A 23,226-nucleotide genomic window follows, 5' to 3' on the forward strand; every position below is an offset into this window, starting at 1 on the left:
CAATCTATATGCCTATCATTACCTATCTCCCCGAATTAATTGAAAAAATAGATCCTCAATTCCACATAGAGCACTCGGCTATTGCTAAAACCATGCTTCGAGAGATTAGTAAAACCCCATTGGCAGGGGTGCATGCGATTGATGGATCTGGCTCAGAGTTTGCGGTAACTGTCCTTGATATTTATAAAGGATTACTCGTGATGAAGCCGGAGACCGAGCCTCCTAGGGGGCTCAGCAGCATTATTGGCACTAGTCAGATTGTTGTAGCCTGCAATGAAAACTCAAAGATGCAGTTTCTGTCTAGTGACTTTAGGATGCATGAAGATGGTAGTTTGATAACCTGCGCACTGCCGCAAGATCTTATTGTGATCCAGCGTCGTAAAGAGTTTAGGACATTGGGGCCTAGTGATGAGCAGTTTAATTTCGTTTTGTCACTGGGGGCTGGTCAAGAATTGCTGGCAAGAGTGAGTGATATTTCTGATCATGGTATTTTGCTAGATATTCGTTTGGGCGCAACAGAGGTTGAAGTGGGGCGCTATTGGCATTCAGGATACTTTGAGCGCCAAAAGTCTCGCTCAGGCGGTATCGATTTAATCATCCGCAATGTGCGACCTGGTAAGGCGCTTGATCGAATTCGAGCGGGTTGCGAGTTGTACAACCCTAGCAAGAATGCACTCAAAGATTTTGAGTCCACTAGAAATGCCATTGAAAATGCCCGTGTACAAGGACGCTTAAATCGTTGGTATGCGTCGGCTAGTTGGTGTGAATAATCATAGTGTTTGCACCCTAATTTTATGAAGCTAAAGGCATGAGCTTGTTTACTAATCTTACAAGTGGAAAATTGATCATGATCCTCAGCGTGATCATGCTTATTCCACTGATGTATTTTTTTATTCGTGATTTTTACAGCAAAGTGGTTGATGAGGTAAAAAATACCGGCCATTCTGTTCCAGTTGAACCTATCATGGTGACAAGCTTAAATAAGACAAACCAGCTTGAAGAAGTAATCAATCAAAAGATTGCTAATATGAAGTTAGATTTAATGGCTGAGCGCTTGCGCATTACTTCCACAGCTGATGTCTTAAAAAACCTTGCATTTGAGCGACATCTCCCAGAAACTCTCTATCAGATTTATTTTGAGACCAGAGCTTTTCCTCGAAAAAACGTAGAAGCTCAACAAACAGATTTGGAATGGCATGCCAAAGCAGGTATTACAGAGCTTAAGGTAGAGCCGATGCCATTAGATGATGGCACTGTTATTCAATTCACTTTGCAGAATTACCCCTATACGCTTAGCGCTATCAATCATCGCTTTGCGAGAACCTATTTTGTTGAGTTGACTCTACGAGATGTTGATGGCACTCGCTTATTCGTAGTGCGCATTAAGGCCAATGAATTAACTGGCAGAGAGATTTTGGAAACTGCCATAATTGAAATGAAATCCGGTGAGTGGATAGATGATCTTGCTAGTTGCCGCCTATTAATGGATAAGCGCAAGACTGAGGTTCAGTTAATGGCTGAGCATCGTGAAGTAGAGATGTTAAAAAAGCGTTTTATTTTAAATAACGCTAGCGATAAGCTTGTTGCAAGTAAAGTTAATACTAAGCCGGGCAACGGTAAATAATCATCGTGACTGAAAAAATGACTTTCTACTCACAAAAAAATATCTATTTTTGGTTTTTAACCTTTTCTGGATTCCTGTTTGCGGTCTCTTTATTGGTGCTACTTGGGGCTGCAAACGATTTATCAGAATCTTCTTCTGAGCTAAAGCAGCTTAAAGTCGCGATGCCAGTAATAGAGGATTTTGTTGCAACTCAAAAAATTGATGTTCGCCTCAATAAAAATCAGCGCCGCTTAAAGCCTAGCGATATTCCAAAATTAGTCGATGGTGCAATTATTCCAGTAAATACAGATGAGGCGGTGAATCGTGCTTTTCAATTTTTTTCTGAATTTGAAAATAAACGTTCTGCATCAATGCTTGCACTTGAATTGCCTGCTGTAGAGTCAATTGAGCTTGGCTCACCTGCTGAGGCAGCAGGTATAAAACCGGGAGATTTAATCTTATCTGTTAATGCAACAAAGATTGAATCTGCTTTAGGTTTTTATCTTGCATTGAACGAAAAAACTTCCGCAGATGTAAATGTTAAATTAATGAGAAATAAAAAAGATAGTTTGACAGTTGTAATGCGTATGGCAGATAGGTCGACAATCACGGGAAGTAATTGTGGGATTAAATTTACCCTTCCTGGCGATGTTATCTACCTGACAGAAGTTGAGACCAAGCGACTTGCAGAGCTATATCGTCGGGATGTATTGTCAACGATCCCGGTAGATTGGCGGGCCGAAGTATCTAATGATCTAATGCAAATTGCTAGACGCCTCAATGCTATTGCAAAAAACGTGATTGATCCAGCCGGTGTAAACCCAGTCAGAATACAAACCAAAGATGTAGTTATTTGGCATGGTAAAAAGGTTACAGAAAACATTGATATTTACTTTTCCCAGAGACGTAAGATTGAAGCTAAAAATGTCTCTTATATGACGGGGATCGGAGATGCATTTGTTGGTTTTGTTTGTAGTGTGCTCATCTTCGCTGTAGCACTTGCCATATTTTGGTATCAACGTCGTGAATCAGGAAAAAAGTCATGACAACATTACAAGTGCAAGATTACTGGCTAGGAATGCGGATTAATGGTGGTCGTTATGCAATTTCAACAAAATTAATACAGGCTGTTTTTTTACATCCTGAGTCCGAGCAGATGATAAAAGATCTGCGTATTAATGGTGTCGTAGTCTATAAGGGCGAACCCATTTGTTTGCGTAATCATTTTCAATTACTGCGCTTTGATCAGTGTGGAGATAGTTTTGTAGATTGGCAGCAGGTCCTAAAGCAGTCTAGTGCACCTTGGATCATTGTGCTGAGAAATGGCCCTCAAGAAGGTTTGGGTTTTAGGGTCAATAATATTGTTGGCCCTTTTTACGCTGAGACGATACCTGATTCTTCATTCTTTTATCACAACGGCGCTGATTATCATTTGGTAGGGGTCTCTTAAGGCCGATATGCAGATCAGTCACTTAATCGCTAGTCGAGATCATTTACATGAATAAGAAAAATAATAGCCATATCTTTTCCCAGCGCCCAATTCTTTTTTGGCAATGGGTATCGTACATCTCGTTTGCTTTTGTGCTGGCTGCTAGTATCGGCGCTTTTTTCTCTGCGCGTTCTTGGGTATCTGAGGGCAAGTATTTGCAATCGATTGATGGTGAGCAAGTAGAAGTTTTGCGTTTGATTCCTTTTTTAAGAGAGTTGCAGCAACAAACAAATGGTCCTATCGCCCTTGAACCCGCTTTTTTTGCGAACTTAAAAAAAGCCGAGGTCTTCTTAAAATCAGCGACTGCAGACTTGAAGAACCAATCTGAGTTGAGTCCTAATTCAGCATCCACAGTATCGAGCAAGGGGGTTAGTGAACCCAGTGCATTGAAGTCTTTAAGTGGAGTAGTGGCAGATCCAGCCATCAAAAAACCCAGTGCATCTAAAGAAGCGGAATCGTCTACTCCTTTGTTACCTCTATCTGACAATCCGATCGTCGCTCTCTTTCAAAGGATGGACTCTAAACTAATGTCAGTCGTTTTCGGTAAGCCAGAGAAATATGCCGTGAAGTCTGATAAAAAAAATGACGAGGAGGGATCTGAGCAGACAGAGTCAGCTGAAAAGCTCAAGAAAAATCCAAAACCTTCCACTCCGCTTGAGGTGCTACTAAGCGCTAAAGATACTGAGCAGTCAATTGGAGTAATACTTGCACAAGAAAAGGGCTTAAATGATTTGGCTGTCTTAGCAAGGTCAGGTGAGGTATTAATTGGCTCTAAAGGACCGCTAGAGTTAGATAAATTACCCTCTGAATCTGCTGTAAAAAAATATGCAGAAAGTATAGGTAATTTTGTCAAAGCACATAATGCTTGGCAAAAAAATATCACTGACTCTACGACAACATCAGATCTTCAAAAAGCACTTGCTGCAGTTCTAGAGCAAAAGGTGATTCTGGAAATTGATATCGGTAAAAAAACAGCTGGTAAGTCAAACCTTAAATCTACAGATGTAGCGCCGAAGGTACCGCAAAGTCCTTTGTATTCCAAGTTACCGCAAGAAAGTGCAGCAGTACTGAATACTTATGTTTTGAATATGCGGGTAATTAAGGACTTCGCTAACGACTATGGGTCTTTGCGTCTTGCAGCGCAAAAAAAATCCCAATCGATTCAATATTTTGACTTTAAGGGTGCCGGTGGATTTCTGGGATTAATTTTAGTTTCAGCCATTGCTGCTTTTGGAATTATGTTGGGTGCCTATATGGTGCTTGTGAATACCGCTCGTAATGCGCAAGATTTGCAGCGGGCATCTAAACAAACTAAGGCTGCCGGTCAATTATTAAGATCAATTGACTTAGGTTTTGCGAGTGCGCCAAACAATAAAACATCCAAAGCTAATTCGCAAAGCAGCGATTCTGATCAGTCGACAGATCAGCTCAATGTGAAGACGGTGATGAATGTCATTTCTGAATTAAGTGATGATCTAAAAAATAAGATTAATAAAATTGATACGCACTTTAAAGTACTTGCGCAACTCAATATCAAATTACGACATTCGATTGACACACTGCATGAGAAGAGTGGCCAGATTCGTACAAATGCATCCGATAAAAATAGTAATTCACCGTATAGCCAAGAGATGGGTGTCAGTAGAGGTGGGCCTTTAGATCAACTGCAAGACGCCTTTTCTGCATTAAAGCAACAGGGCGTTCGTCTTTACTTGGCAATATTGGATAACCATTCTAGTAAACAGCTTGCTGTCGAAACAGAACAGCTAAATTTATTGGTCGAGAGAGTGGAGGCTACTGTATCGAAAATGCGTTCAACGCTAGCCACTGCATTAGAGCAAGCAACACCCCTAGAAGTACAAGCGCCGCAGATCTCTTTGGAAGCCATCGAGCTCTTGGGTATGGATGCTAAACAGGTAATGCGTGATCTACAGTTATGGCAAGGTGAGTTTGATGGGTTGAATAAAGCTTTTACTGAATTAAAACGAGAAGCAAGGGTCTAATGCAATTGATTTTTTATAAGGCGTAATGCAAATATGGCCGAAGAAAAACCCCTGTTTTTAATTGATATTGATCGCGCTATTGAGGGTCTGCAGTCTGCTGCTCCTAAAAAGGGCTCAGGGGATCCAGTGTCGATTGAGCCATTAATCATGCATAGTGTTGATTTAGCGAATGCCCTAGATGGCGCTGGATTAGATGCTTTAAGTGAGATGGCTAATGAATTAGCGCACTGCTTTAAGAATAACCATACACAAGCCTTTTTGGTGCTGGATGATCTAGTTAGTATTGTCAGGTCAGAAGTCGCGTTTACACATCCATCGGTGGCGAGTGAAGTCGCTTGTACTCTAGAGCAATTAAATCAAGCAAAAGCGTTATTCGCTAGCAAGTTGTCACAAATCAAAAACGGTCTACCAGTTGCTAAAAATCCTGATAATGAGCTATCGCCCCTTGGCAGGCCTTCTGAGATGATTCAGGAGGCGATGGAGACTGTCATTAGTGAGGTGGATGAACGGCCCTTCAGCAGAGCGCCAATTTCTGAGTTGCCTGCTACTCCAATAGTGCCCGAGGTATTCCCAGAACCTTCTCTCGCAGAACTGAGCGCCTTATTCGCGCCGCGCCTACAAGACGATTCTCCGGTAGTTTTTACCCCTCCTGAGCCCAAGGCATTTTCTTTTCCTGAAGGTGTGACTCGCCCTCTAGATCGTGAAAATTCGTTAGATTATTCAGGAAGTCAGCGTTATTTAGATAAGCACTTTTCCTTGGATCGCGCCCACAACCTCAATCGTATGCAAATAGCGCGAAGTTTGGTCACTAAGACTGACAACTGGAATGCTGTAGAGCTTGATTTCTTGCTTGGTCGTGAACAGGATGAGTTGACAAAGGCTGGTCAACAATCGCTACGTCATGTATTTGAAAATTTGACAGATGAGCTCTTAATTGATGAGGTGTATGCTGATCCTGAGATTGTTCAGCAACTGGTTACGATCATTAGTATCTTGCCACCTTGCCCAAGTATTTTTGCAGTTCAGCAAGATTTAATGATTTTTATTGATTTGGACCATATAGCCTTGTCGGATGAACATCTCTTGGCGGCAGGTAAAATGATGGCCGAAATTGGAGGCTCACTCGAAACTCATCACGAAGGAGTGCGTTTATCGTGCCCGTCTAGTCTATTAAGAATGCCAATGGTCTTTTTTGGCCGACATGGGCAAAACTATGCTGTTTCTGCAATTCAATATTTAGGGGAAGAGGCTATCAATAAACCGGTTGATAGCAAGGTAGATGCATTAGGTGAGATTTTGCATCCTAGTAGGATGATTAATTTGCTGGTGGGCAATCAGCATTACTCTATTTATGCCCATGAATTTTTAGGGGTTCAGAATATGAATATCCATCTTAATATCCCTAAATTAGTAGAGCGCCCTTATTGGCTGGCTGGTGTAGCCTTGGATGGCATGAATAATGTGTACCCTTGGGTAGCCTTGGATCGGTTTACCAAATAATGCCGCTTTTTAATCGTTTTTTGATAGGGCTGATATTTAGTACGCTGTCTTTTGGAGTTTATGCCGCTTTACCTCCGGATATTGAACAGGCTATCAAGCGATTCATTCAAAAAAGCCCCACTGTCAATGGTTTGCGGGTAGAGACAGAGTGGCTCGAACCAAATTTAATTATTCCAGCCTGCTTGGGCGGTAGTGTTGAGATTTTGACTCCCACAGGTTCGCGCTTGTGGGGAAGGTCGATGATCCAATTACGTTGCACTAAAGCTGCATGGTTAATTAATGTACCGGTCAATATCCATGCCTATGGAGATTATGTTGTAGCCAGTCGCTACCTACCTTTTGGTCAAAAGCTTGAAATTGGCGATATTCGGCTGATAGAGGGTGATTTAACCGTTCTACCAGATGATGTGTTGCGCAACCCCAGGGGGGCTTATGAGCGGATTTTAGGCAAATCTTTGCAAATGGGTATGCCAATTGGGCTAAACGATTTAAAAGAATCTGCCGTAATAAAAGTAGGAGATCCTGTTAGGATTCAATTAACAGGTAAAGATTTTCAGGTTTCTGGAGAAGGTATTGCCCAAACCCCTGGCATGATTGGGGATATGGTTAGAGTGCGATTATCTGATGGACAGGTTTTACAAGGTAAAGTATTAAGGCCAGGAATCATTAGCGTGAATATGGAATAAATCGTTAAAATGCTATAATATTGTCTATCAACGTTGTGTTTTTAGACAGTGCTGGGGAGAATAAGATGAAAATTAATGAGAATGCACCACTAGTTCCGCCAAATGTTGGAACAGCTAAAGCTGTGCCAGGATCAAACTCTGCCGCCAGTACTAACAATCTAACATTAAATCAAACTCCGGCACCAGCAGTAAGTCGCCCCGCAGTTAATTTGGATATTGGGCTGACAGCTAAGCTGGCTGAGGCACAAAGTAGCACCAGCGCTGCTAATCAGGTTAGCGATGATCTGCTAATTAAAAAACTTCGCGACAAGGTTGCTAGCGGTCAATTTGAGATTGATTACACCCAAATCTCTCAGGCAATGTTAAAAGACGTAGTCGCAGCAATTGGGCAAAAACCAAATCGCCCCCAAAGCTAAGTTCTCCCCTTAGATCTGCTCAATTCTATTGATTTCGCTGTATTTTGCTCTCATTCTGAGCTCGAATTACTATAAACAGAAAAATCCAATTTTAAGATGGTAAAAGTTCAGCCATCAATGTCCTTTGATGACCTATTGTCGTTCTTAAAGGGCGTTGCAAGTGCTATTGAGGATTTGCGTGCTGCTTTGGAGGCGAATGATATGGATCGTCTGCCAGCATCACTGGAAAATACCAATGCCGCTTTGGATGCTATACAGAGTTATCCAGGCGGTACTGAGAAGCTCAAGCAAGATATTCACCAATTTGAGCCGGAAAAAACGACGCAATTATTAGTGCTACTCGATGAAGCCTCAGTCAATCACCAAATCAATGGGGATTTGATTCGTTTGGCCATGCAACGCAGCTCTGCTATGCAATCTTTTATTGCTCAGCAAGCACCAAGCGCAACTTACGGAAGTGATGGGGGAGTACCAGGATCGGTAGGCGGAGTGCTGTCCCGCAAAGTCTAGCGCAAAAAGCTTTTAAGAACTAAGACTTTAGTTTTGCCCGAATGCGGATCATACCTTGCGTATGAATCTGGCTAATGCGCCCAGGGGTAATATTCATAACCAGGGCAATTTCTCGATAAGATAGATCTTCTTGATAGTGTAGGGCCATCACTAACTTTTCATTATCAGGTAAACCTGACAAAATTTGGGCTATTCGTTCTGCAAATTGACTCATTGCTACAGAGCGCATCGGGTCAGATTCATCGGTATCCGAAGGCATGAGATCATCCGATAAATCATCCAACGGCATTAAATGCACCATATTAGTGATGATGGCATGGTATGACTCAATACTCAAATCAGCGCCTTGGGCAATTTCTTTTTCAGATGGGTGGCGCCCTAAGGTCTGCTCTAAACGGCGCGTTACTTTTTCGATTCCAACAAGTTCATCGCGCTGATTGCGCGGCAAAATATCATTTTTGCGGCAGGAGTCATAAATAGCGCCCCGTATACGGGTTTTAGCATAGGCTTCAAATGCTAAATTGGGTTGGGGTTCATAGCGCTTAAGAGCATCCAATAAACCCGTTAACCCTTCCTGAATGAGATCATCTACCTCAACATTAGGCGGTAAGCGAGAACAAATTTGATGTGCAATCCGCTTTACCAGGGGTAAATGAGTGCGAATGGCTTCGTCAATATCAAGAGACGCAAAATAACTAGAGGGCTTCAATGACAGATCGCTTAAAGGCGGGGTTAAAGGTGCATAACTGAGTGCTTAACTAGTTATTTTCGCAGAAATTGCCTTAAAAGAGCCCAATGGCAAAACAAATTCTTCTTGAGGGCCTTCGCTTGGCGCATTCCAACTTTGATCATCCGGATCTAATGTAACCCGCCGAGCCGTCACCGCAGCAATCCAGCCAATAAATTCAATCTCCTCATGCAGAGCAGATCTGGCGGCATTTTGTAGTCGTTCGAAAGCAGCGGTACCTGCAGATTCATCTTCTCCGCCAACGATGATGACTGCTAGTGGTTCATCTACTTGAAAAATAGCCATTTGGCGTAACATCACCAAGGCTTTGGTAAGCGATGCTTGATCTCCTGCGGTGACTAAAATCCGCTGAATATTGCTGCCATAGAACGCCACAATTTGTGCTTGCGGATCAATCGTGGGAAAGATGACATAGTCAATTCCCATCTGTTCTTGGATCAGTCGCACATCAAGCTGAGGATATTTTGCAAAGCGATGCTCAACTTCAGATCGTAGTTTGGTACTAGTGGCATACCAAAGATATTCATCAATCTGACGAATACTGCGCGCTAAGGGCACGGCATTATTAAAGACTTGACCCAAATCATAGCGTGTCGGATATAAAAATCCAGACATAGTTTTACGTTGCGCGAGTGGAATTTCATCGACTAATAAAACATGGTTATTGTGTTGCTTCAGACTTTGGGCGGTGCCATGCCCCAAGTGAATTGTGCTATCAGCATCTAGAGTACTTGCAATACAAATAACGCGGCATAGCTCTGCGCCAAAGATATTGCGTAGCCCTTCAGCCTGATCGTTACCGCTCACTACCGTACTCATGAATTCACTTTACGAATCCAGTCACCCAGGTGATCTGACAAAATAGCAGGAACTTGTTCGTCGGTAATGGAAAACGTCTCAGAAAAAGCGCGCATTGCCATCGCGCGATGACTTAGGTAGTTAATATCGGGAAGACTTAGGTCTTCTGGTACCCGCTGACCATTTGAAACAAACAAAATCGACAAATCATGACGAATGACACTATCAATGACTGGCGCTAGGTGGGCTGCTTCATCAATTTTGGTAATGATGACAGAGTCTAATTTATTGTTGTGGCTATTTTGCATTGCTTGGTTATGCAAATTAATCACTTCTTCTTGGGTGCGTAAATCCGTAGTAGAGCTCATTACCAAAATCCGTTTTGCACGATCCGACCCATTTTGGAGAAGTTGGCATTGCTCAACCATCAGAGTATCCCGCTGACTCACGCCAGCAGTATCTAATAAAATAATTTTACGATTAGAAAACTCTTTAATTTTGCTTGCTAGATCATCACTATCGCGCAGCGCTGTGACAGAAAGACCTAAAATTTTTGCATAAGTCTTGAGTTGTTCTTGGGCCCCAATTCGGTAGGTATCGGTGGTGAGGAGGGCAACTTGATTACGACCATAGCGCAGAACACAGCGCGCTGCAATCTTGGCAACTGTAGTGGTTTTACCGACACCGGTCGGACCAATAAAGGCAAAGACACCGCCGCGATCAAAGAGATCAAACGCCCGAGAAGTTTTGATTAAGCACTTGACTTGTTCACGAGCGTTTTTAATAAGTTGTTGGGTATTGAAATCATCTGGTAAATTGCGGGCTATTTGAGCGCACAATTTAGGAGAAAAGCCACTATTAAGTAGGTGCTTCACAATCTCCGTTACGTGGGAACTTTCTTGTTGTATGTTGCCCCATAAGTTGCCAGCCACATGCGATTGCAGCAAATACTTAACCTCGCTAATTTCAGCAAGCAATTGCTCTACTTTTGGATTACTAGCCGCCGAGGTCGCTGGCAAAGCGCTAATTGCGCTTGCAGTATCGCTACCAATACTTGCCAACATTGAGGGCGCGGCGTTGGTAGCACTGTCAGCGGGGATTTCATTGGCAATCGGCGCTGGATTGAGTGCCGCTTTAGCATCTGCTTTTGCTTCTGCAAAGGCAGCCGCATCTTGTTTCTTTTTAGCACTGAGGGCGGCGCTAGCGCTAGCACTAAAGAAGGCATCGTTGTTCGATGGATTGATGACATTTGCGTCTCCGCGACGGATACGTTCAGCGCCATTAAAAGAGGCGGGCGTAAAAGTTTCAGAGCCTGGAGCTCTGACTGATCGCTCAGAGCGATCAGAACGTTCGGTTCTAGCAGGATTAAGGCGCAAAGAGCCTGAAGGTAAGTTAGCGCTAAATGGATTACGAGGACTTGGCGGTGCAATGGCACGATCAAAGCTAGAGCCAAAGTTGCTAACTGAGTTACTGCCCAAGTTGCTGCGTCCAATTGGTCTATCTGAAGAGTAATTTGGTGAGTAGCCCACTGGTTTTTTTTACACTCTTATTGCTAGCTATTGTGGGGTCTGAAAGTGAAGCAAGATCTTCGGAGCTAATGGCAACAATCTCCACACCTTGGTCAATATCAGTGGTTGAGATCACCATGGCATCCGGCCCCATTCGCTTGCGAATCAGCTTTAAGGCTTCTGCCGAATTAGAGGCTGTAAATTTTTGGGGGCCCATGACGTTGCTCCAAATAGGGTTTCAATAATTATATTAGGGGTTTTTGCCCGTTTGGGCGCAAAGTACTTTGTAAAACTCGAGATTAGATGTGGGCGGTAATTCACTTAAGGCTAAAACAATGGCTTGTGGGCAGACCCGTCTTGCAATCCGAGATAGCGTCATGCGGGTCCGAGTGCCACTGACAATGACCGGTGGAAGATTTTGACTCTCTAATTCTTGAACCCCGCTAATCACTTCTTCACCAAACATCCTGGCTAGAGAGGGTTCTATGAGACCATCTGGTGCAATAGCCCCTTGACCAATGGATTGCTCAATTAAGCGTTCAAATTCAGGTTGGATGCCTAGCACTTGGAAAGAGCTACCTTCACCCAACGAGTCTTGCACAATGGTTCGTCTTAATGCATAGCGAATATGAGATAGAACTTCTAGCGGATCATTCAGTTTGGCGGCATGCTCGCTAGCAACCTCTAAAATCGTGCGCATATCTTTAATCGGAATACTCTCGTCAAGTAAGAGCTGCAAAAGACGCTGCAACTGGGCAAGACTCACGACTTTAGGGATGACATCCTCTACTAGCTTGGGGTAGCTCATCTTAAAATGATCAATGAGATCTTGGGTCTCTTGACGTCCTAAGAGTTCAGCGGCATGTTGATGAATTAAATGATCTAAATGGGTGGTGATCACGACAGCTGGCTCCACTACGGTATATCCTTTGGCAATTGCCTCGTCGCGTAACTTACGATCAATCCAAACAGCAGGCATGCCAAAGGTGGGATCTTTTACCTCAATTCCTGGTAAGGTTTCACTACCACTTTGCTGAATTGCTAGCAGGCGATCAGGTAAACATTGACCGCGACCTACTTCGGCACCATAAAGCAAAATTCGATAGGTTTCAGCATTGAGTTGCAGGTTATCGCGAATATGCACTGAGGGAATTAAAAAGCCGACCTGTGACACAAACTTGCGCCTAATCGCCCGAATCCGCTTAATTAAATCACTTTCATCGCCTTTATCTACCAGCGGAATGAGTCGATAGGCTAGCTCTAAAGATAGCGGCTCGACAATTGGCACATCTTTCCATTCCAATTCTTGATTAACAGCGGCTGGCTGTGAAGCAGCCAGTTCAGCCGCTTTGGCTTGGCGATTGATCTTTTGATGGGCCAAGTAAGCCAAACCCCCAAAGAGCGCGGCAAAGCCCAGAAAAATAAAGTGCGGCATACCAGGCAGAACTCCTAGGATTCCCAATACTCCGGCCACCACTCCTAGAGCGCTACTGTTGGCTTCAAATTGCTTGGAGACTTGACCTGAAAAATCATCTTCGGTAGCAACGCGAGTCACCAAAATACCAGCTGCAGTAGAAATAATGAGTGCAGGGATTTGCGCAACCAAGCCATCACCAATGGTTAGGGCGGCAAAAGTGGCTAAGGCTTTGCCAAAGTCCATATTGTGTTGTAACACCCCAATCAATAGGCCGCCAATGAGGTTAATAACCAAAATCATGATGCCCGCCATGGCATCGCCTCGTACAAACTTAGAAGCACCATCCATGGAGCCAAAAAAGTCTGCTTCTTGGGCCACATCAGCGCGCCGTGATTTAGCCTCTTCTTGTTGAATCAGGCCGGCATTCAAATCCGCATCAATTGCCATTTGTTTGCCGGGCATGGAATCTAAGGCAAAACGGGCAGAAACTTCGGCTACTCGTCCTGAGCCCTTGGTGATAACTACAAAGTTAATAATGGTGATCACGATAAAGATCACAATACCAACGGCAAAATTACCCCCAATTAAGAATACGCCAAAAGCTTCGATCACTTTTCCGGCAGCATCAGTGCCTTTGTAGCCCTCCATCAGCACAATTCTGGTAGAGGCTACATTGAGGGACAGGCGCAGTAAGGTGGTTAGAAGGAGTACCGTTGGAAAGGCAACAAAGTCTTTAAAGCTCTTAATATTGATCGCCGTAAAGAGGACGATGATCGACAGGGCAATGTTAAAAGTAAAAAGTACGTCTAAGAGAATTGCTGGCAAAGGCACCAGCATCATAATTAAGACAAGTAATACCAAGACAGGTATGGCGCCTTGCGCGGATGGCTGTAGCCTAGTGATGTCAAAACCTAAGATCTTCATATCTTAATGAGTGCGGGTAAACAAGAGGATGTGAAGAAAGCCTTCAAAAATTGCCTTGAAAGTAACAAAACCACTACATATGGTAGAAAAGGAAATATTTGCCACTAAATATACCCCATCTGCTCTAAAAATAGGGGTAAAAAAGTCCCAAAAGTGTGAAAAAAGGCAAAAATTTCCTCATAACCTCCTGGTCATGATCTTGGTTAGAGCAAGCTTGCCCCTCAGTCGTAAAAGTGAAAAAAAGACATGAATTGCTTTTCTTATTTGTTGAGGCCTGGTCTTACTTGCTTTTAGCTTTGAATTTTTTGCCTGCCAAGCACGATTCGAACGTGCGATCTACGCCCTATGCCGTGAGATGAATCGTGCTTGAGCCAGCCTGCAGAGGTGCTGTGGCAGTGATTTCAGCTGTTGTTTTAATCTTTGTTACTGAAACCGGGATATTGGCATTGCTATCAGGGTCACTGACAGGGGTTTTGGAGGCAATTAATGATTTGGGGACTAACAGAGGCGGTTGTGGAATTGAGTCATTGATAGCGCTGGACATGGAGAACCTTTCTTAGGACCAGTCAAGGAAAACAGTGTTTTCCTTCACGACTACCTCAAGATAGCTTAGGTCAGTATAGGCTTGAATTTTGGGATCTTTCAGTTATTTAAAATGCCAAGTAACATCATAGACAGGAAATGCTCGTGATTTTGCTCCTAGCGAACTTCTCCTGGGGCTATAAAGGTTGCAGCTATATATCTGTAGGGTCGCTCTCCTTGCTACAGCTAATGAACGCAATTACTACAGCGAGCGATAGAGTTTGCGCATATTTTGAATTTTCCAGAATTGCTGCTCTGCAGCATCATATACTTTGGTGAAATCGCCCTTAATCGCCTTTTCAAAAATAATCAGACATCGGTGGGCGTGTTCATGCTTTTGAAGTGTGGCCAGAGTCAAGAAATAGAAGGCTTTGTCATAGTCTTGGGGGATGGCAGTACCTTTTTCATACAAAGTGCCCAGGTTATAGGCGGCCACTCTGCTACCTGCATTAGCTCCTACGGTGAGCAATTCGACGCCCCGAGGGATGTCTTTGGGAACCCCTTGGTCTAAGCCTGTTCCAAATACGTAAATATTGCCTAGATTGCAATAGGCATCCAAAACCTCATCTTTGATGGCTTTTTCATAGTATTGCACCGCTGTTTTCACATTACGGGCGATTTCACCCATACCTAATTCATACATCAGACCCACGTTGAAGTTGGCATAGCCATTACTCTCTCTGCTGTATGAATTGAGCCATTCAAATAGCTTATTGACCTGTTCAGGGTTTAATTGCCCATCAAAGCACATTCTGGTCAGAGCAAAAGCAGCCTCCTCATCAGCCTCATTAACGGCTATATCAAAGAAGACCTCAAAAGCAGCCTCAAAGCGACCGCGTTCTAGGTTAGAAATGCCAGCTTGTAAGCGGGGATTATCAAATTCCATACTCATGGGAAACGCTTTCTTAAATGGTCCTAAACATGCTTCTCAACCAATTTTAGGGTCAATTCCAAGGTTAATACAAGAAAGGGGTTCTGACTTAAGCAAAACCCAGGATTAAATCGCATCGTAGGGCTAGATTGATTAATTCATAGCATTACTAATCTCCGCCTAAGGCACTACTTTAGACAAAAGCAAAGCAATTCACGTTGCAAGATGTGAGCAGATACAAACGTGTAATTAAAAATTAGTTTAATAAAAACAATGACTTATATTTTTCAGCAGTAAAGCAAAAAGGTAGAGTAAAGAATATCTAAACACTTTCCTAGGCATCACCGTAAAAGAATAGGTATGAGGAGCTATTTGATGTTGGTCCTCTCTAACTTGAAATTAACTCTAAATAACGGAGAAAAACATGGCAACGGTAATTAACACCAATATGGCTTCTATTTACGCTCAAAATAATTTGAGCGTTGCACAAGGCAAACTGGCTACTTCAGTACAGCGCCTTTCATCTGGCTTGCGTATTAACAGCGCAAAAGACGACTCTGCTGGCCTGGCAATTAGCATGGGTATGCAGTCCCAGATTTATGGTATCGAACAAGCTAACCGCAACTTAAGTGACGTTATTGGTATGGCGCAAGTAACTGAGACAGCGCTAGCAACGATTCAAGATATGTTGTTGCGTATGAAATCATTGGGTACGCAAGCAGGAAATGAGGCATTAAGCAGCGATCAGGCAGCCCAAATCACTACTGAGGCGACTGCTATCGTGGCACAAATTAGCCTAACTAGATTGGAAGCTGTCTATAACGGTATTGCATTGGTTCAAGACGGAACCACTTCAACTTATGCCGTCCAGTCTGGTGTTGAAACAGACACGACCATCGATTTCGTTACAGCAGATGCAGCTTTACTTTCGACCGCAACCAGCTTTGGAAGCATTGACGCTGATTTACTGTCCATTTCTTCAGAGCGCGCCAAGATGGGTGCCATGATCTCGCGCGCAACATACTCCGCTCAAAACTTGCAAGCACAAAGTGCTAATTTAACTGCAGCGCGTTCGGCTATTGTGGACACTGATTTTGCATCAGAAACTGCAGCATTAACCAAGGGTCAAATCATGCAACAAGCAGCCACTGCAATGTTAGCCCAGGCTAATCAGATGCCAAACGTGATCTTGTCTCTGTTGAAGTAATTTACTATGATAGTCAGGAGCCAGGGTAAAAGCTGGCTCCTATTAACTTTTTAAGGAGTAAAAGATGAGCGAGATAACAGCAAGAAGCATAGCTTCATCTGCGGCTAGTTCATCCCAGCTAAATTCATCGAACGGTACTACTTCTGGTGCGGTTGGTAAAGCAAACACTGATGCGGCGGTTGTTGCAGCGGCAGCCAGTGCAGAATTTAAGCCTTCCAACGTTAACCAGGTGACACAGCCATCACGCGAAACGGTAGCTAAAGCAGCTGAGCAAATGCAAAAGTTTGTCAGTACTATGGGACGAAATTTGAATTTCTCAATTGATGGAGAGACGGGCCACCACATTGTGAGAGTGACCAATCCCGCAACTGGTGAGTTGGTCAGACAATTGCCATCAGAAGAGATGCTTAGAATAGCGCATAGCTTGACCCAAATTTCAGCCCTTGTGAATCAAAAAGCATGACCATAAGATTCTCAAAAATACGGCACGAATCTTGCAACATCAAGAGAATTAAATCATCAATTTTCTAAGCTGACATTAAAGGCAACATTAAAATGGCTACATCTGGTATCAGCTCCGGCACGGCAGCAATTGACGTAGCTGGCATGGTCGAAGGTTTAATGGGCATAGAAAACAGGCCTTTAATTACCCTGCAGTCAAAAATTACCAGTCAAAATTTAATGATTAGTGATTTGGGCCAGCTTAAAAGCAAGGTGGCAGCATTTCAAACAGCACTCCAGGCTGTTGAAAATCCAGACTCTTATTCTTCTGCAGTTGCCAGTAGCTCAAATGAATCGGCAGTGACGGTTTCTAGTTCAACCGGTGCCTTAATTGGTAACCACCAGATCACTGTTACTCAGCTAGCTAAACCTGCTCAGTACATTTTTGCAGATTCAGATTTTACGACTAGCGATGCTTTGGTGGGGTTCCTCGATAGCAGCACATTTGATCTAACAGTTGCTGGTCAACTCAATAGCTTATCTGTAGATAGTACAACTACTATTGAGGATTTGAGTACCTTTATCAACGGACTAGGATTAAGTGTTGCCGCTAGTATTACTCAGACGACATCTGGACAATATGCTTTAATCATTCAAGGCACCCAATCTGGTGAAGACAACGATGTCACTTTTGGTGTGAATGGTTCATTAGACTCGCATCCAATCTCATCAGCTGCAGCACTTGCCAGTCCGTCCGTAACGGCCTATGGCAATCAAGCTCAAGATGCGGAGTTTACTTTAGATGGATTAATGGAATTTACAAGAACGACGAATAATGTTGATGATGTACTATCCGGTACAACATTTAATTTAGTTAGTACTGGTATAGCTAACATCACTTTGGTAACCGGCCCTGATAACGGGCGGGAAGTTATCCAGGCATTTATCACTGCGTTTAATGACCTTACTGCGACGTCCAAAAAACTAACGCAAAAGGGCAACAGCTCTACTGCAGCTGGTTCCTTGGCCGGATCGCCAGGAGCCTTATTTTTTATTAATCAAATTAAGTCTATGCTTTCCGAGGGCATTACTTATGAAAGTGGTGGCGTTTCTACCGCCTTAGATTTATATGAGCTAGGAATCGACATCAATTCAGACGGTACGCTTGAATTTAATGCGGTAAATTATGGAAGTACTGACGGTATTGCAACTATCTTAGCCTCTGGAATTAATATCGGCTCAACGAGTTTTTCTGATACTGACAATCTTGATGCTTTTTTGACTTCTCAGATTCAAGCCGGCGGTGACTTAAGTGAATCCATTAGAAACGAGCAAGATACTCTGTACCAAATGAGTGAAAAAGAGGTGGCATTGCAAATGCGCCTCGATTCTAAGGAAAAAAGCTATATCAGTCAGTACTCTAGCTTAAATGCGCTATTATTTAAGCTGAACAACACTAGTAGCGCTTTAACTAGCGCATTAGCAGGTTTAGTCGACGGTCAGAATAATAACTAGTTAACTGATAGATTTCGAAAAGAATAATCATGAATAGAGCAGCCTTAATATACGCAGATGGAAACAACTTAACCTCGGTTATGGCGGCTGATGCTCGAGAGCTTATTGTGTTGATTCATGAGCGCATATTTGATCATTTAACGACCGCAAAAAAGGCGCTAGAAAACGATCAGATGCCCGCAGATAGTTTTGCTAAGGCAAGCGACTTGATCATTAAAGGCTTACTTGGCTGTTTAGATTATAAAAAAGGTAAAGAAATTGCTGAAAATCTGAGCGTGATTTATCTTTGGTCAATACAGGAGCTGCTTTCTGCTCGCGCTGAGCGTTCGGCTGATAAGGTTCAGGATGTGATAAACACATTAACTCCACTCTATGAGGCATGGGTAGAGATCTCTGACAGAGTTTAGTAGTCAATCAGCGGTGTTTGCAGTAAAAAACACCTCAGCAAGATTTAGGGAAATTTTTAGGCTGGAGAAGTAATATGCCGATACCAATACCCTCAAGCCTAGTCATCAACCCCATGGTGGATGTTCGTAAAAATGACTTAGTTACTCCACTTGCTGCCCCATCTACTGTAGAAAGCCTCAATGCAATAGATCCGCGTCTAGCGCTCAATATACCTATGCCAGTAGTTGATTCTGCAGCAGGAAATGCAGTTCGGACTGCTTTGCAAAATGGTAATGTAAAAGAATTAAAAACAATGCTGGAGTCTGGCGAGCCTAGTGTTCAGCAGGCAGTTTTATTAGAAATTTCGAACCTTGCTTTGGGCAAATCTAATCTGTCAGCAAAGCTTACACAGGCTAATTTAAACAATCTAGTATCTGAGAATTTAAGCAAAATGGACAGTCTAGGAAGCGCCGCCTTAGGGCAATTGCTTTCTGAAATCTTGATTGCTGATACCCCAGAGATATCCCCCGGTAGACAAAATCAAGCCAACTTAAATCAGCCTAAAAGCGTAGTGGTGAATTGGCCAGCAATAGATCTCAGTAAGCCAAGTAATCAAGATCCAAAAGTGGCCATGGGGGCTCTGTACCTAAGTTTGCAAGCTTCTGGTATTTTTGCGGCCGATCAGTTAAAGCGTGTGCTATTTCCTGCGGGCAGTGCCGATGAAAAAATGGATTCTTTTCTGACGGCAGGTGACCAGCACAAAGCCAGTGAACTCATGGCGCAACTATCAAATGATTCGTCAATCATTCGCGATTCGATGCGTTTATTATTACGTGGCGACTTATTATGGCAAGGCCAATTAATGCCCAATGTTCAGGGTCGTCTATATCGCGAAGATGCCTGGCAATCAGATCCTCATCAGCCAAATCAATTGGAAAAGGGTAGTCGTATAACCCTAGAAGTGGGCTTACCTAACTTAGGCCCATTAAAGATTATTGGCACACAATTTGGCGAAAGTCTGCAGTTAATCGTTCAGGTAGATCCCACAGCACAAGCAAGCATGTCGAGAGCGTTTGCTACATTAGAAGAGCAATTACACACGCAAATTGATCCCAAGACGCGGGTTAGTTTGGGTCAAATAGAGGCGCCTGTGTAATGCAAGAGAAGGAAGAGAATAAAATCCTCAAGGCAGTGGCGCTGAAGTATGAAATGAATAGTGCCGCGCCTCGGATTACGGGGCAGGGGGAGGGTTTTATTGCTGAAGCTATTTTGGCAAAAGCAAAAGAATTGGGTATCCCGACTAAAGTAGAACCTGAGTTAGTTGAGTTTTTAATGCAGCTCAAGCTTAATGAACTTGTTCCCCCTAAGCTTTATGCCGCTGTGGCAGAAGTACTCGCTTGGGCTTATGAATTAGATGGTAAAACGCTCGAAAGACCTGCTCAGGAATAAGCGCTCAGTTATCAATTTACTCTTTTATTGCCAGTGGGCTTTAAAGCAAAAATTAGTTTAAGTAAATGCTAAATCTTAAACCTGAAGATTGGTCACTTCTTTGTAGGCTTCAACCAGTTTATTTCTCACTGCAATCATTCCCTGTAGTGAAAGATTGGCTTTTTGTAGAGAAACAATCACATCCTCTAATGAAGTATCTGATGCCCCAGTAGAAAAGGATTGAGCTTTAGCTTGAGCGCTGTTTGAAGCGGTACTGACATTCTCAATCGCGTTTTTCAATATCGCCGAGAAATCAACTCCGTTGGTAGCTTGAGAATCCGTAGAAACAGGTTTACCACTGGCTGCAGCAGCAAGCGCTTGCATCCGGGTAATCATGGCATCTACGTTTGGAGTACTCATTGTCATATTATCTAACAAAATCAATCATTAATAAAGCCAGCCTCTTTATAAGATTTCAGCTTGTAACGCAATGCACGAGCCGAAATCCCTAAAATTTCTACTGCCTTGGTTCTGTTGCCATCGACTTTAGCCAAAACTTTCAGAATGTGTTCTCGCTCTACTGAATCAATGTCTTGCCCAATTTCATCTATAACTGATGCAATATTTATGCCACTTTCTGGGGCATAAACAATACTTTTCTCAGCAAGAGGTAAGTCGGGAATAGCATTTTTTGCTATTCCTGGCGGATTCATGCGTATACCCTCTAGCTCTAAGTCCTCCGCCAAAATTTGGTCTCCATCGGCTAGTAATACGGCTCTTTGGATAATATTCTCTAGTTCCCGAACGTTACCAGGCCAAGAATACGTTTTCAGCAGTTTTTTTGCCCCTTCACTCAATATGAGCTGATCTCGGCCAATATTCATGCGGTAACGGGATAAAAAGAAATCGGCAAGGGGCAAGATATCGAGTGGCCGCTTACAAAGCTCGGCAACGTGGATTGGGAATACGGCCAATCGAAAGTAGAGATCCTCCCGAAATTGACCGCTCTTAACCTGCTCTTGAAGGTTGCGATTGGTTGCTGCTATGACTCTGACATCGGCTTGGATGAGTTCAGTAGAGCCAATTCGTTCCACCATTTTGTCTTGTAACACCCTCAATAGTTTGGCTTGCAAAGAGGCAGGCATTTCACCAATCTCATCTAAAAAAAGCGTACCTTTATGGGCTTGCTCAAATTTGCCCGTTTGGGCTTTGGTGGCGCCAGTAAAGGAACCCTTTTCATGTCCGAAAAGAATTGATTCCAGTAGGGTATCTGGAATCGCAGCGCAGTTAATCGCTATGTAGGGGCCATTCACTCTTTTGGAATGCAGGTGTATGTGACGAGCCACCAATTCCTTGCCTACTCCAGATTGGCCGGTGACCAAGACGCTCGTGTCCGTTCCCGCTACTCTCTCGCAGCGAGCAAATGTGGCAATCGTTTCGGGATCGGCAGCAATTAATTGATGCGCGGGGCTGCGAATCTCGGAGCCTACTAGTTGTGAGCCTTGAGTAGGAGTGACCACTTCAGATGTTTTGATGGATTCAGGTTGATTGCGGGCAATGATTTCAATGAGCTGCTGCGGCACAAAGGGCTTTATTAAAAAATCCCTTGCACCAGCCCGCAGAGCTTCAACAGCTAGTTTGGCATCTGCAAAGGCAGTCATGATGACTACCGCAAGATCAGGACATTCTTTTTGTGCGATCTTCAGTAAATCTAAACCAGTCATTCCTGGTAATTTGTAATCGGTTACTAAAACAGTTTTAAGATCTGCACGTAGTAAAGGAATGACTGTTTCAGCTCGCTGATGTGTCACAAAATCGATCTTATTCATACGTAAAGTGACCGCAATGGCCTCTCTGAGATCCTCATCATCTTCAATCAAAATCACGGGAAATGGTTGTGGGTCGCTAGCACGCATAGATATTTTCTAGGTTAAGGAATCAAGGAGGGTTGGGCATAAGGAAGCCTGATCTTAAAGACAGCGCCGTGTTTAGAGCTTTCCGCACTAATACTGCCTCGGTGCGTTTCAATAGTATTTTTTGCAATAGAGAGGCCAAGCCCAGTACCATTGGCGCTAGTGGTTGCAAAGGGTTCAAATAAGGAATTGAGAATTTCCTTTGGGATACCTGGGCCTTGATCAGAAATCGTAATCGTGAGCATTTGCTGATCGTTGGCAGCCATCAAACTAACAATTTGATTTGTTTTGGAAACAGCAAGCGCATTTTCCAAAATTGCAACAATGGCATTGGAGATTGCTTTGGGCTCAACCAGTAGATTTCCATGATTAATGTTGGTCATGGTGACCGACAAACTGACTTGCTTAGCCTTAAAGAGAAACTGAATGCTAGCTTGAGCATCCTCAATGATTTGGGTAGCGTTTACTAATACTGCTCTATTCGGTTTATTTGAAATAAAGCGCAACATGTCTTGGGATAGCTTCTCAAGATCTAACAATTGTTTACGTAAGCGATCAGCAAACTCTTTAGCTGTATTGGCATTAATCTCTCCATCACAAAGGTGTGATGCATAAAGCAGTGCGGTTGCTAGTGGTGTACGAAATTGATGGGCTATACCAGCTGCCATGCGCCCCATGGCCGCTAAACGATTTTCTCGTTGCGTTTCTTCATGTCGCAAAATATTGGCAGTGATATCTTGAATTTGAATAAAACTGCGCGAGCCTTCGTTGATTCGAATAACTTGCACCGTTTTTTGTATGCGTTGATGAATATCCTTTTCTGCAATGACGTATTCCCCTGGGGTGATGGAGCCCAGCCAATCTGCTGGAATTTCAAAAGTTACCCCTGGTTTTAAATCAGGAAGAAAAATGAGCACAGCTGGGTTGTGTAATAAAACCACTTCGTTTTCCAGCAAAATCACCCCTGCTGGAATGGCATTGAGCAGAATCGCCAAGCGTTGATTTGACTTTTGTAGTTCGCTGCTGAGTTGGTTGATCTTGTCCTGCAGGGCGGTCTGTTGAACCTCGAGTTTCTGGGATTCCGCGTAGAAAATCGCAAAAGCCTCTTCCAGATGTTTGGTGGCATCTAGGGTGTCCTGCTCGGGAGATAATTTGCTGGTATCTGGGTTCAATGAATGATGTTTTAAGGGATTTGATGATTAGGCAATATTTGCCGTTTCTTATAAAATAGGACTCAAGGATATCAACATTTAGGCAAAATAGGCAAAAATGTCCCATAT

25 protein-coding genes are annotated in these 23,226 nt (G+C 43.3%); 15 read left to right on the forward strand and 10 right to left on the reverse strand.

From position 1 onward, the window contains the following. The first annotated feature begins 8 nt into the window (after nt 1–8). The 9 genes from C2759_RS02100 (at nt 9) to C2759_RS02140 (ending at nt 8,207) form a co-directional block, all read left to right on the forward strand. Complete coding sequence (locus C2759_RS02100) at nt 9–770, forward strand: hypothetical protein (RefSeq protein WP_215355904.1); 762 nt, start codon at nt 9–11, stop codon at nt 768–770. Nucleotides 771–847: 77 nt separating this feature from the next. Then, entirely contained in the window at nt 848–1,624 is a 777-nt protein-coding gene (locus C2759_RS02105) for a hypothetical protein (RefSeq protein ID WP_215355906.1), read from the forward strand. Between the two features lie 5 nt (nt 1,625–1,629). Further along, entirely contained in the window at nt 1,630–2,649 is a 1,020-nt protein-coding gene (locus C2759_RS02110; protein ID WP_215355908.1) for a PDZ domain-containing protein, read from the forward strand. Continuing rightward, nucleotides 2,646–3,053: a hypothetical protein gene (locus tag C2759_RS02115; RefSeq protein ID WP_215355910.1), complete on the forward strand. Its 408-nt coding sequence runs from the start codon at nt 2,646–2,648 to the stop codon at nt 3,051–3,053. The genes C2759_RS02110 and C2759_RS02115 overlap by 4 nt, the downstream gene beginning before the upstream one ends. A gap of 47 nt (nt 3,054–3,100) precedes the next feature. Further along, nucleotides 3,101–5,095, forward strand: a complete 1,995-nt coding sequence (locus C2759_RS02120; protein WP_215355912.1) for a hypothetical protein — start codon at nt 3,101–3,103, stop codon at nt 5,093–5,095. Nucleotides 5,096–5,128: 33 nt separating this feature from the next. Continuing rightward, nucleotides 5,129–6,595, forward strand: coding sequence for a hypothetical protein (locus C2759_RS02125; protein WP_215355914.1), 1,467 nt, complete (start codon nt 5,129–5,131; stop codon nt 6,593–6,595). Further along, nucleotides 6,595–7,281: a flagellar basal body P-ring formation chaperone FlgA gene (gene flgA, locus C2759_RS02130; protein WP_215355916.1), complete on the forward strand. Its 687-nt coding sequence runs from the start codon at nt 6,595–6,597 to the stop codon at nt 7,279–7,281. Before C2759_RS02125 ends, flgA begins: the two co-directional genes overlap by 1 nt. Nucleotides 7,282–7,346: 65 nt before the next feature. Beyond that, the gene (locus tag C2759_RS02135; protein ID WP_215355917.1) at nt 7,347–7,697 is read left to right on the forward strand and encodes a flagellar biosynthesis anti-sigma factor FlgM; all 351 of its coding nucleotides are present in this window, start codon (nt 7,347–7,349) and stop codon (nt 7,695–7,697) included. Nucleotides 7,698–7,814: 117 nt separating this feature from the next. Then, nucleotides 7,815–8,207: a hypothetical protein gene (locus C2759_RS02140; RefSeq protein WP_215355919.1), complete on the forward strand. Its 393-nt coding sequence runs from the start codon at nt 7,815–7,817 to the stop codon at nt 8,205–8,207. A 19-nt stretch (nt 8,208–8,226) separates the two neighbouring features. Here C2759_RS02140 and C2759_RS02145 read toward each other — a convergent pair whose 3' ends face one another. From C2759_RS02145 to C2759_RS02175, 7 genes are all read right to left on the reverse strand, one after another. Beyond that, nucleotides 8,227–8,916, reverse strand: coding sequence for a FliA/WhiG family RNA polymerase sigma factor (locus tag C2759_RS02145; RefSeq protein WP_215355921.1), 690 nt, complete (start codon nt 8,914–8,916; stop codon nt 8,227–8,229). Between the two features lie 45 nt (nt 8,917–8,961). Then, nucleotides 8,962–9,774, reverse strand: a complete 813-nt coding sequence (locus C2759_RS02150) for a hypothetical protein (protein ID WP_215355923.1) — start codon at nt 9,772–9,774, stop codon at nt 8,962–8,964. Beyond that, complete coding sequence (gene flhF, locus C2759_RS02155; RefSeq protein WP_215355925.1) at nt 9,771–11,282, reverse strand: flagellar biosynthesis protein FlhF; 1,512 nt, start codon at nt 11,280–11,282, stop codon at nt 9,771–9,773. Before flhF ends, C2759_RS02150 begins: the two co-directional genes overlap by 4 nt. Next, entirely contained in the window at nt 11,251–11,478 is a 228-nt protein-coding gene (locus tag C2759_RS02160; protein ID WP_215355927.1) for a hypothetical protein, read from the reverse strand. Before C2759_RS02160 ends, flhF begins: the two co-directional genes overlap by 32 nt. Before the next feature lie 33 nt (nt 11,479–11,511). Then, nucleotides 11,512–13,602 carry a flagellar biosynthesis protein FlhA gene (gene flhA, locus C2759_RS02165; RefSeq protein WP_215355929.1) on the reverse strand — a complete coding sequence of 697 codons (2,091 nt, stop codon included), beginning with the start codon at nt 13,600–13,602 and terminating at the stop codon, nt 11,512–11,514. 343 nt (nt 13,603–13,945) lie between these two features. Next, nucleotides 13,946–14,146 carry a hypothetical protein gene (locus C2759_RS02170; protein WP_215355931.1) on the reverse strand — a complete coding sequence of 67 codons (201 nt, stop codon included), beginning with the start codon at nt 14,144–14,146 and terminating at the stop codon, nt 13,946–13,948. A 240-nt stretch (nt 14,147–14,386) separates the two neighbouring features. Beyond that, on the reverse strand, nt 14,387–15,076 hold the full coding sequence (locus tag C2759_RS02175) for a tetratricopeptide repeat protein (RefSeq protein ID WP_215355933.1): 690 nt from the start codon (nt 15,074–15,076) through the stop codon (nt 14,387–14,389). A 403-nt stretch (nt 15,077–15,479) separates the two neighbouring features. On the opposite strand from C2759_RS02175, the gene C2759_RS02180 reads away from it, so the two are divergent. The 6 genes from C2759_RS02180 (at nt 15,480) to C2759_RS02205 (ending at nt 20,054) form a co-directional block, all read left to right on the forward strand. Beyond that, nucleotides 15,480–16,262: a flagellin gene (locus C2759_RS02180; RefSeq protein ID WP_215355935.1), complete on the forward strand. Its 783-nt coding sequence runs from the start codon at nt 15,480–15,482 to the stop codon at nt 16,260–16,262. Nucleotides 16,263–16,326: 64 nt separating this feature from the next. Then, nucleotides 16,327–16,725: a flagellar protein FlaG gene (locus C2759_RS02185; RefSeq protein WP_215355936.1), complete on the forward strand. Its 399-nt coding sequence runs from the start codon at nt 16,327–16,329 to the stop codon at nt 16,723–16,725. Between the two features lie 92 nt (nt 16,726–16,817). Beyond that, entirely contained in the window at nt 16,818–18,218 is a 1,401-nt protein-coding gene (fliD, locus tag C2759_RS02190) for a flagellar filament capping protein FliD (RefSeq protein ID WP_215355938.1), read from the forward strand. A 29-nt stretch (nt 18,219–18,247) separates the two neighbouring features. Continuing rightward, a complete protein-coding gene (fliS, locus tag C2759_RS02195) occupies nt 18,248–18,625 on the forward strand; it encodes a flagellar export chaperone FliS (RefSeq protein ID WP_215355940.1) in 378 nt (125 codons plus the stop codon). Nucleotides 18,626–18,699: 74 nt separating this feature from the next. Further along, on the forward strand, nt 18,700–19,761 hold the full coding sequence (locus C2759_RS02200) for a hypothetical protein (protein WP_215355942.1): 1,062 nt from the start codon (nt 18,700–18,702) through the stop codon (nt 19,759–19,761). After that, a complete protein-coding gene (locus C2759_RS02205; RefSeq protein ID WP_215355944.1) occupies nt 19,761–20,054 on the forward strand; it encodes an EscU/YscU/HrcU family type III secretion system export apparatus switch protein in 294 nt (97 codons plus the stop codon). Before C2759_RS02200 ends, C2759_RS02205 begins: the two co-directional genes overlap by 1 nt. Nucleotides 20,055–20,129: 75 nt before the next feature. Here the strand turns inward: C2759_RS02205 and fliE are convergent, their stop codons facing one another. The 3 genes from fliE to C2759_RS02220 are packed head-to-tail and all read right to left on the reverse strand — an operon-like array spanning nt 20,130 to nt 23,118. Continuing rightward, nucleotides 20,130–20,453: a flagellar hook-basal body complex protein FliE gene (gene fliE / locus C2759_RS02210; RefSeq protein ID WP_215355945.1), complete on the reverse strand. Its 324-nt coding sequence runs from the start codon at nt 20,451–20,453 to the stop codon at nt 20,130–20,132. A 20-nt stretch (nt 20,454–20,473) separates the two neighbouring features. After that, nucleotides 20,474–21,949: a sigma-54 dependent transcriptional regulator gene (locus C2759_RS02215; RefSeq protein ID WP_215355947.1), complete on the reverse strand. Its 1,476-nt coding sequence runs from the start codon at nt 21,947–21,949 to the stop codon at nt 20,474–20,476. A 14-nt stretch (nt 21,950–21,963) separates the two neighbouring features. Next, nucleotides 21,964–23,118 (reverse strand): PAS domain-containing sensor histidine kinase, encoded by a 1,155-nt coding sequence (locus C2759_RS02220; RefSeq protein WP_215355949.1) that lies wholly within the window; start codon nt 23,116–23,118, stop codon nt 21,964–21,966. Nucleotides 23,119–23,226 lie beyond the last annotated feature (108 nt).

This window comes from Polynucleobacter sp. MG-Unter2-18 (genome assembly GCF_018687675.1).
GTDB lineage: Bacteria > Pseudomonadota > Gammaproteobacteria > Burkholderiales > Burkholderiaceae > Polynucleobacter.

Bases quoted from the DNA above. Each gene is read 5' to 3' on its own strand.
- C2759_RS02100 (WP_215355904.1), top strand. From the start codon at position 9: ATGCCTATCATTACCTATCTCCCCGAATTAATTGAAAAAATAGATCCT.
- C2759_RS02105 (WP_215355906.1), top strand. From the start codon at position 848: ATGATCCTCAGCGTGATCATGCTTATTCCACTGATGTATTTTTTTATT.
- C2759_RS02115 (WP_215355910.1), top strand. From the start codon at position 2,646: ATGACAACATTACAAGTGCAAGATTACTGGCTAGGAATGCGGATTAAT.
- C2759_RS02120 (WP_215355912.1), top strand. From the start codon at position 3,101: ATGAATAAGAAAAATAATAGCCATATCTTTTCCCAGCGCCCAATTCTT.
- C2759_RS02125 (WP_215355914.1), top strand. From the start codon at position 5,129: ATGGCCGAAGAAAAACCCCTGTTTTTAATTGATATTGATCGCGCTATT.
- flgA (WP_215355916.1), top strand. From the start codon at position 6,595: ATGCCGCTTTTTAATCGTTTTTTGATAGGGCTGATATTTAGTACGCTG.
- C2759_RS02135 (WP_215355917.1), top strand. From the start codon at position 7,347: ATGAAAATTAATGAGAATGCACCACTAGTTCCGCCAAATGTTGGAACA.
- C2759_RS02140 (WP_215355919.1), top strand. From the start codon at position 7,815: ATGTCCTTTGATGACCTATTGTCGTTCTTAAAGGGCGTTGCAAGTGCT.
- C2759_RS02150 (WP_215355923.1), bottom strand. From the start codon at position 9,774: ATGAGTACGGTAGTGAGCGGTAACGATCAGGCTGAAGGGCTACGCAAT.
- C2759_RS02160 (WP_215355927.1), bottom strand. From the start codon at position 11,478: ATGGGCCCCCAAAAATTTACAGCCTCTAATTCGGCAGAAGCCTTAAAG.
- flhA (WP_215355929.1), bottom strand. From the start codon at position 13,602: ATGAAGATCTTAGGTTTTGACATCACTAGGCTACAGCCATCCGCGCAA.
- C2759_RS02170 (WP_215355931.1), bottom strand. From the start codon at position 14,146: ATGTCCAGCGCTATCAATGACTCAATTCCACAACCGCCTCTGTTAGTC.
- C2759_RS02175 (WP_215355933.1), bottom strand. From the start codon at position 15,076: ATGAGTATGGAATTTGATAATCCCCGCTTACAAGCTGGCATTTCTAAC.
- C2759_RS02180 (WP_215355935.1), top strand. From the start codon at position 15,480: ATGGCAACGGTAATTAACACCAATATGGCTTCTATTTACGCTCAAAAT.
- C2759_RS02185 (WP_215355936.1), top strand. From the start codon at position 16,327: ATGAGCGAGATAACAGCAAGAAGCATAGCTTCATCTGCGGCTAGTTCA.
- fliD (WP_215355938.1), top strand. From the start codon at position 16,818: ATGGCTACATCTGGTATCAGCTCCGGCACGGCAGCAATTGACGTAGCT.
- fliS (WP_215355940.1), top strand. From the start codon at position 18,248: ATGAATAGAGCAGCCTTAATATACGCAGATGGAAACAACTTAACCTCG.
- C2759_RS02200 (WP_215355942.1), top strand. From the start codon at position 18,700: ATGCCGATACCAATACCCTCAAGCCTAGTCATCAACCCCATGGTGGAT.
- C2759_RS02205 (WP_215355944.1), top strand. From the start codon at position 19,761: ATGCAAGAGAAGGAAGAGAATAAAATCCTCAAGGCAGTGGCGCTGAAG.
- fliE (WP_215355945.1), bottom strand. From the start codon at position 20,453: ATGAGTACTCCAAACGTAGATGCCATGATTACCCGGATGCAAGCGCTT.
- C2759_RS02215 (WP_215355947.1), bottom strand. From the start codon at position 21,949: ATGCGTGCTAGCGACCCACAACCATTTCCCGTGATTTTGATTGAAGAT.